General features: G+C 49.8%; 7 protein-coding genes. 2 read left to right on the top strand and 5 right to left on the bottom strand.

Going from position 1 to position 6,651, the window contains the following annotated elements; all coding sequences use genetic code 11:
• Positions 1-22 precede the first annotated feature (22 nt).
• The 3 genes from BOO20_RS11695 to bshB1 form a co-directional block, all read right to left on the bottom strand.
• Positions 23-841 (bottom strand): PstS family phosphate ABC transporter substrate-binding protein, encoded by an 819-nt coding sequence (locus tag BOO20_RS11695; RefSeq protein WP_076791493.1) that lies wholly within the window; start codon positions 839-841, stop codon positions 23-25.
• A 142-nt stretch (positions 842-983) separates the two neighbouring features.
• Positions 984-2,105 carry a putative porin gene (locus BOO20_RS11690; RefSeq protein WP_076791492.1) on the bottom strand — a complete coding sequence of 374 codons (1,122 nt, stop codon included), beginning with the start codon at positions 2,103-2,105 and terminating at the stop codon, positions 984-986.
• A gap of 255 nt (positions 2,106-2,360) precedes the next feature.
• The gene (gene bshB1 / locus BOO20_RS11685) at positions 2,361-3,110 is read right to left on the bottom strand and encodes a bacillithiol biosynthesis deacetylase BshB1 (RefSeq protein WP_076792878.1); all 750 of its coding nucleotides are present in this window, start codon (positions 3,108-3,110) and stop codon (positions 2,361-2,363) included.
• A gap of 53 nt (positions 3,111-3,163) precedes the next feature.
• Between bshB1 and dut the strand changes: the two genes are divergently transcribed.
• Entirely contained in the window at positions 3,164-3,610 is a 447-nt protein-coding gene (dut, locus tag BOO20_RS11680; RefSeq protein WP_076792876.1) for a dUTP diphosphatase, read from the top strand.
• Between the two features lie 39 nt (positions 3,611-3,649).
• Here dut and BOO20_RS11675 read toward each other — a convergent pair whose 3' ends face one another.
• Together BOO20_RS11675 and csmH are read right to left on the bottom strand one after the other, a co-directional pair.
• Positions 3,650-5,104, bottom strand: a complete 1,455-nt coding sequence (locus BOO20_RS11675) for a sigma-54 dependent transcriptional regulator (protein WP_076792874.1) — start codon at positions 5,102-5,104, stop codon at positions 3,650-3,652.
• A gap of 146 nt (positions 5,105-5,250) precedes the next feature.
• Complete coding sequence (gene csmH, locus BOO20_RS11670) at positions 5,251-5,961, bottom strand: chlorosome envelope protein H (RefSeq protein WP_233120980.1); 711 nt, start codon at positions 5,959-5,961, stop codon at positions 5,251-5,253.
• 254 nt (positions 5,962-6,215) lie between these two features.
• On the opposite strand from csmH, the gene BOO20_RS11665 reads away from it, so the two are divergent.
• Positions 6,216-6,443 carry a hypothetical protein gene (locus BOO20_RS11665; protein ID WP_076792873.1) on the top strand — a complete coding sequence of 76 codons (228 nt, stop codon included), beginning with the start codon at positions 6,216-6,218 and terminating at the stop codon, positions 6,441-6,443.
• Positions 6,444-6,651 lie beyond the last annotated feature (208 nt).

Here is a 6,651-nt window from a genome sequence, read left to right as displayed (position 1 = left end):
GAGCAGAACGTTTTGAAACGGCTCAATGGAGGTTAACAAACCCTGATTCGCTGATAAGGCGTTTACCCTCTTCGGTTTTGGCCAGGTCGATGAACTGCTTGACAGCGCCGGTCGGCTGACCGTTGGTGTACATGAAGAGCGGGCGGTGAATCGGGTAGGTGCCGTTTTTAACCGTGCGGACATCGGCATCAACACCGTCAACCAGCACTGCTTTTACCGAACTGTCTACAAAACCCATTCCGATATAACTGATTGCCGCCGGAGTGGAAGCAACACGGCTCTTGATTGAACCGTTGCTCGACTGGGTTTCTGCTCTCTTGGAGATCGGGTTCTCCTTGCCCATCACCAGCTCCTTGAACGAGTCAGCCGTACCGCTGTTTGATTCACGCTGGATAATGACGATTGCGGCATTAGGTCCGCCAACCTGGTTCCAGTTGGTGTATTTGCCCATGTAGATTCCGCGGATCTGTGCTTTTGAGAGCGCATTGACGCGGTTGCTCGGATGAACGACAATCGACAGACCGTCAAGGGCAATAACATGTTCAACCGGGTTGACACCTTTGGCTTTTGCTGCGGCAATCTCCTTGTCTTTCATCTCCCTTGACATGGTTGCGATGTCACAGGTTTTGTTGATCAGGCTTTTTGCCCCGTTGCCTGAACCGGATTCGCTCACCACAACCTGTATACCGGTGGTTTTGGTATAGTAGCCGGCAAATGCCTTGGCGATCGGTCCAACCGTGGTCGAACCATCAATAACAATTTTGCCTGCGGCATATGCGCTGCCTGACGTTGTCAAACCAAATACGGCTGCGGTTAAAAGAAGTTTTCTGAAGAGTTTCATGGTTTTGATGGTATTTGAAATTAAGAGTAGAAAACGTTATCTGTTTTGGCGCTCTCGTTTGCCGGCTATAAAAGCCCCCCTGTTGGAGAGCAGGGGGACACAATCATAACACACAACAGAAAGAACACAACACACACACGGTTTAGAACTTGACGACAACATCGGCCATGAGCAGATGATTGGTAATGTTGGCTACATCAATCGTCTTGAAATTGAAGTAGTTGGCTCCAACCGTCAGGTTCTGCACGAGATGGAAGACACCGCCGATTTTATAGCCGTGCAGATTGGTTGCCGCTCCGGCATTCCGGTCTGAATCGGTCAGAATCGTAAGGGCATCGCGCTCGATTCTGATATAGTCGGCATTGACTGACCACTGCCCGACCTGTTTGGCATCACCGATCTTGATCTCGGCAAGGTAACTGTCCCGCTTTGCATCATCGATCCCGGAGGCATCAGCTTTTTTTGCCATATTGCGGGCATACTGACCGGTAATCTTCCACGGCAGCTTTTCCGTGATCTGGCCGCCGACGGTACCGAACAGCTCGGCTATATTGAAATCCTTTTCGGAATAGTCGTATGCCGGAGAGTAGGTGGTTGTGTTGACTACATTGAAATTCGCATAGTTGTAGTAACCGGCTCCTACTTGATAACTCACCTCGCTGATCTCACCTTTATATGCAGCCTGGCCAGCCAGAATAAAGGCATCCTTTTCATTGACCGCCGTTCTGGATGAACGCTCGTTAAGCGGGAAGTAGCCGACAACTGCCGTCAGGCCATCCTTCTCCTTGCCGTCACTCTCCTTGCCATACTGGAGCGTTAACCCTTCAAAGGTAAGATCGCTGTCCCATACCAGATCGTTGACCACGACCAGATCACTGGCAACAGCCCGTTTACCGAGAATGATATTGGCTGCTCCATTAATGCCGTAAGCCATCGGATGGTAGTCGATGAAGTATTCGTTCAGGTAGACCGGATCGGCAAGAAACTGATCATCAAGGGTCTCGTTTCGGGATGTTGTTTCCGTAAGACTTCCGGTCGAGAGTTGAATGCCGCCGGAAAGCTCTTCATTGATCCACGGATAGACGCCAAGACGGACACGGCTGCGGTGGCGGTCGCGACTGTGTTCTCCGGTAGCGCCATCGGTGTGGCGAAGATCGGACTGATAACGGTAACGCAGATCGCCTTTCCATGTCAGGTCAACAGCCTCGGCGTTACTGAATCCGAGGGCCGCTGCAAGACCGACCATCATTGCTATTTTTTTCATGCTCGTTCGGGTTGGTTGATGTTGTGAGTACACAAAACTTTTTCGCATCATTTTTGCTCTCCAAACATACCATTAGTAGTGTTAAGGAATTGTTACGGGAGTGTTGCAGAATTGTAAACAAAAAACAGAGAGAGGCGGGAAGTGCTGTTCCTTTCGGGTGGATTCAGAAATCGCTGTGCATAAAGAGGGCAATGCCCGGCTGCCTGCCGGTGGTTATCCGGCAGTACGGGAGGATCCGGAGGGTGAAAGCTGTTTTTAAAAAGTGGTTTTCGGGGGGAATGCGTTGCTGAAGGAGTTGATTGCCATGGTAGAGGAGAGCCGGAACCCTTCGCCGTAGGTGACGCCGATCTGCTCACCGAAGTAGCTGGCTCGTGCTTCCAGTCCGGTAAGAAACTCCGGGCGTTTGATCATGGTTTCCGGTTCACCGTTTTCTCCTTCACGGTGGAATTGCGAGGCAAAGGCAAGAACGCCTTTGCGTGAAGCGGTAAAGGTTTCCGAAACATCGACAATCAGTTGCGGTTCAAGGTGTTTGAACTGGATGTAGTAGAGCAGATGGTGAGGGCGGTGAGGCTCCTGCAAAGATCCGTTCAGGCTGGTTTCAAGCTGTTTCAGACCGGCATAGTAACAGGCGTCGGTGACCAGTTTTGATGCTTTGGTGTGGTCGGGATGGCGTTCATCCGGAGGGTTGCAAAAAACCACCTCCGGCCTGAAGGTTCTGATGACCCGGATGATACAGGCAAGGTTCTCTTCGGTGTAGAAAAGTTTTGAGTCTCCAAGGTCGAGGGTTGTGCGGCACCGGTAACCCATTACGGCGGCAGCACGCTCAGCTTCATCGCGCCTTGTTTCAGGAGTTCCGGTTGTTCCCATTTCACCTCTTGTCAGGTCGCAGACTGCAACCTGACAGCCTTCAGCGATGATTTTCAGCAGGGTGGCTCCGCATGAAAGCTCCACATCATCAGGGTGGGCACCGAATGCAAGTGCGTAGACTTTTTGAGCCGATGTCATAATTGTGGTTATATTAAAGGCTATACGTCAAATTAATCCGTTGCTCCTGAACAATGCTCAAAGTAAAGATAGTTCGCCTTAACAAACAAGCGGTTCTTCCGGTTTATGCAACTGCTCACGCTGCGGGAATGGATATTTCAGCCTGCATTGAAGAGCCGCTCACCATCGAACCCTTGACAACAGCACTGATTCCTTCCGGTTTTGCCCTTGAACTCCCGGAGGGGTATGAGGCACAACTCCGGCCAAGAAGCGGTCTGGCCCTTCGATCGATGATCTCGCTGCCGAACAGTCCGGCTACCATTGATGCCGATTACCGTGGAGAGGTCAAGGTTATTCTTATCAACTACGGGAGGGAGCCTTTTATTGTCCGTAATGGTGACCGGATAGCACAGATGGTTGTGGCAAAAGTCGAGAACGTCTCATTTGAAGAGGTCAGTGAGCTTTGTTCAACGGCAAGGGGTGACGGGGGGTTTGGGCATACGGGAACCGGCAGGCAGTGAAGATTATGGCGGCAGCCAACGGCTCGGCTGGGGGTTTGATCAGCCTGTTTTCAGATACTCAAGGCCAAACTTGTCAATCTTTCTGTAGAGCGTTGCCCTGCCGATGCCAAGCATGCGGGCTGTTTTTGTAAGGTTGCCCAGGGAAGCCTTGTAGGCCTTGATGATCGCATCCCTCTCATGCTCTTCGATCGACCAGGAGATATTGTTCGCTGCTTTTAATTGTTCAACTGATTTATCGGAAAGTGTTTTGTCTGCCAAGGGTGACCCTGCTGAACCCGGAATAAGAGCAGAGCGCAGTGTTTCGATCAAGTTGCCTTTTCTGGTTACAGCTGCCCGCTGTACGGCATTTTTAAGCTCCCGTATATTACCCGGCCACTGATAGCCCTCAATACTGTCGAGTGCATCCGGAGCCAGCTGAAGCGATTCCAGATTGTTGGCACTTGAAAACTCGTCAAGAAAATGGAGGATGAGAAGCGGAATATCTTCGGGACGTTCCCTGAGGGGGGGAATGTAAAGAGGGAACTCCTCAAGGCGGTAGTAGAGATCCTCCCTGAAAAGATTGTTTTTGATGGCCTGTGAGAAATCCCTGTTGGTCGCCGAGATAACCCTGAAATTGACACTCTTTTCGCTTTTTTCTCCGACCCGTCTGATTTTTTTTATCTCCTGGAGAGCCCGAAGCACCTTTGCCTGTACGTCTGAATCCATGTCTCCGATCTCATCAAGAAAGATGGTGCCATTGTCGGCCTGTTCAAAAAAACCGGTATGATCAGTGTTTGCTCCGGTAAATGAGCCTTTGACATGGCCGAAAAGCAGGCTGTCGGCAAGATTGTTGGATATAGCTGCACAGTTAACCGAAACAAACGGACCTTTTTTCCGTTTGCTTCCGTAATGAATCGCCTCGGCAAACAACTCCTTGCCGGAACCGCTCTCTCCGATAATAAGTACGTTCAGATCGGTCTCCATGACCTGTATGACCTGCTCCATGGTGTTTTTGATCGCGGGACTGGAGCCGATAATTTTCCTGAACAGGTTCTGACTTTTCAGCTCTTTCTGAAGCAGTTGCACCTGACTTTGCAGGGAGGATTCCGCCAGCGCATTGCGCATGACGATTTCAAGCCTGTCGATGCTCAGGGGTTTGGTCAGGTACTCGAAAGCTCCGAGTTTAATGCATTTGACTGCATGGGGAATATCGTGTGAAGCCGTGATCATAATGACAGTCGTCACAATATTGTGCGCCTTCATGTGCAGCATCACTTCAAAGCCATCTTTCTTGGGCATGTTAATGTCAAGCAGAATGACATTCGGAGCCTGTTCGGTAAGGCATCGAATGCACTCCTCACCGTCCTCTGCCACAATTGGGACATAGCCCATTTTCTGGACAAAATGGCTGAGAATCCGGCGCGATGTATTGTCATCGTCAGCAATGAGCACAACGCTTTTTTTTGTTGCTGCGGTCTTGCTTCCGGTATAGCGATTATATTGACCCTCTTTCAATGCACCTTTCGTTTGCCTGCTTCAGGGGATAGGGTTATCGATGTGCTGTGATAACCGAACCCCCCTCAAACCATTATTCATCGGAGATTGCCAACTCTTTCTGTACAGTTTTTCCTGCTCTGTTGCCCGGTATTGAATTTTCGCAGTCAGATTCTCGGTTTCAATACAGGTGCTGATGCAGAACCCGGTACTGAGGCAGAAGCGGGTGTTGATACCGGTGCAGAAGCCGGTGCTGATACCGGAGCCGGAGCAGTTACAGAAGCTGGTGCTGGTGCCGGGATTTTAACTTCAGGAACAACCTCTTTCTGGGTGAAATGAATCTCCTTGACCTCTTTTTTGTGGCGATCTTCACTGCTGCCGATTTTTGCAGATGACATGGCATTGCCGACAAGCTGTCCAAGACCTGCACTTACATTGTCAAACAGGTTCTGTACCTGGCCGGAGCTGACAGTCGAGACTGTTGCATTCAGATTATCGAGCAGGTTTTTAAACAGTTTGCCGAGTTCCTGAAACGAGCTCTGTACCTGTTCGGAGTTCAGTGTGGCTGTCACACCATCAATCAACTGTCCTGATACCGTGTTGACGTTATCGATCAACTTGCCCGAAACCGAATTGACATTATTGATAATGCTCTGTACAGGTTCGGATTTGATGGTAGTGGTAACACCGTCGATCAGTTGTTCGGTCGCTGAGCTTACTGTGGTGATAATGCCCTGTACGGATTCAATGGTTGAGTCAATCAGAATGCCGACATTGCCGATCAGATTGGCCATATCGCCGTTGCCGACATTGGACTCGGTGCTTTTCTGTACAGCCGGTTTTGGTGCGCCCGCAGGCGTGTTCAGTTCTTCTGCCATAGTGGTATCTTGTTATGGGTAGGTAATTAATTGTAATTACCGGAATATAAGAAATCTATTTGCCAAGTCCACCACCGTCGGATGTATTTTGACCGGGTTATGCATCGTTTTACTCTCCGATCTTCTTCCTTGGCCTCAGAGAAAAAACAGGTATAAACTCCTGTGAAATTTTGCTTCCTTGCTGCTTGTTATTTGCAGTTTGAACTATGGATCATGTTCCGAAACCGTAAGGATTTAACGATGACCGGAAGTGAATGGATGTGGATGCAGCGCTTGCTTCAAACTGGAAACACGCCTATGACTTTGAAGGCCTTTACCGTTTCAAAAACAAATTTGCGCCTCTCTGGCGTCCCGTGATGCTCTGTACCAACACCCGGCCCTCACCGTTAATGCTTGCCCAGCTTGCGCTCTCTATGGGGTTTACTGATATTCTGACACTCGAGTCTTTGAGCTTTTTCCGCCACAGCCAGTCCACAGCCTGACAGCGCTGTTTTTTGCCGGTGCAGCTCTGAGGTGAAACTGTTGGAGGGTCAAGATTGCTGCCGTGTCAAGCATCAAGAGGTTTACCTGTCTCACTTCTGTGCGCCACCAGGTGATAAAAAATATATGTCGATGGTATCTTCGAAGCACCTATCCTGAATTATTCACGAGGGCAATAAAAAAAGGGAGGGCAAGTCCCGCTAATTTGTT

It is taken from the genome of Chlorobium sp. KB01 (assembly GCF_001975465.1).
GTDB lineage: Bacteria > Bacteroidota > Chlorobiia > Chlorobiales > Chlorobiaceae > Chlorobium.
Note: the sequence above shows the minus strand (reverse complement) of the source record. Positions and strands in the feature narration are given on the sequence as shown.

Bases quoted from the DNA above. Each gene is read 5' to 3' on its own strand.
- BOO20_RS11695 (WP_076791493.1), bottom strand. From the start codon at position 841: ATGAAACTCTTCAGAAAACTTCTTTTAACCGCAGCCGTATTTGGTTTG.
- BOO20_RS11690 (WP_076791492.1), bottom strand. From the start codon at position 2,105: ATGAAAAAAATAGCAATGATGGTCGGTCTTGCAGCGGCCCTCGGATTC.
- bshB1 (WP_076792878.1), bottom strand. From the start codon at position 3,110: ATGACATCGGCTCAAAAAGTCTACGCACTTGCATTCGGTGCCCACCCT.
- dut (WP_076792876.1), top strand. From the start codon at position 3,164: ATGCTCAAAGTAAAGATAGTTCGCCTTAACAAACAAGCGGTTCTTCCG.
- csmH (WP_233120980.1), bottom strand. From the start codon at position 5,961: ATGGCAGAAGAACTGAACACGCCTGCGGGCGCACCAAAACCGGCTGTA.
- BOO20_RS11665 (WP_076792873.1), top strand. From the start codon at position 6,216: ATGGATGTGGATGCAGCGCTTGCTTCAAACTGGAAACACGCCTATGAC.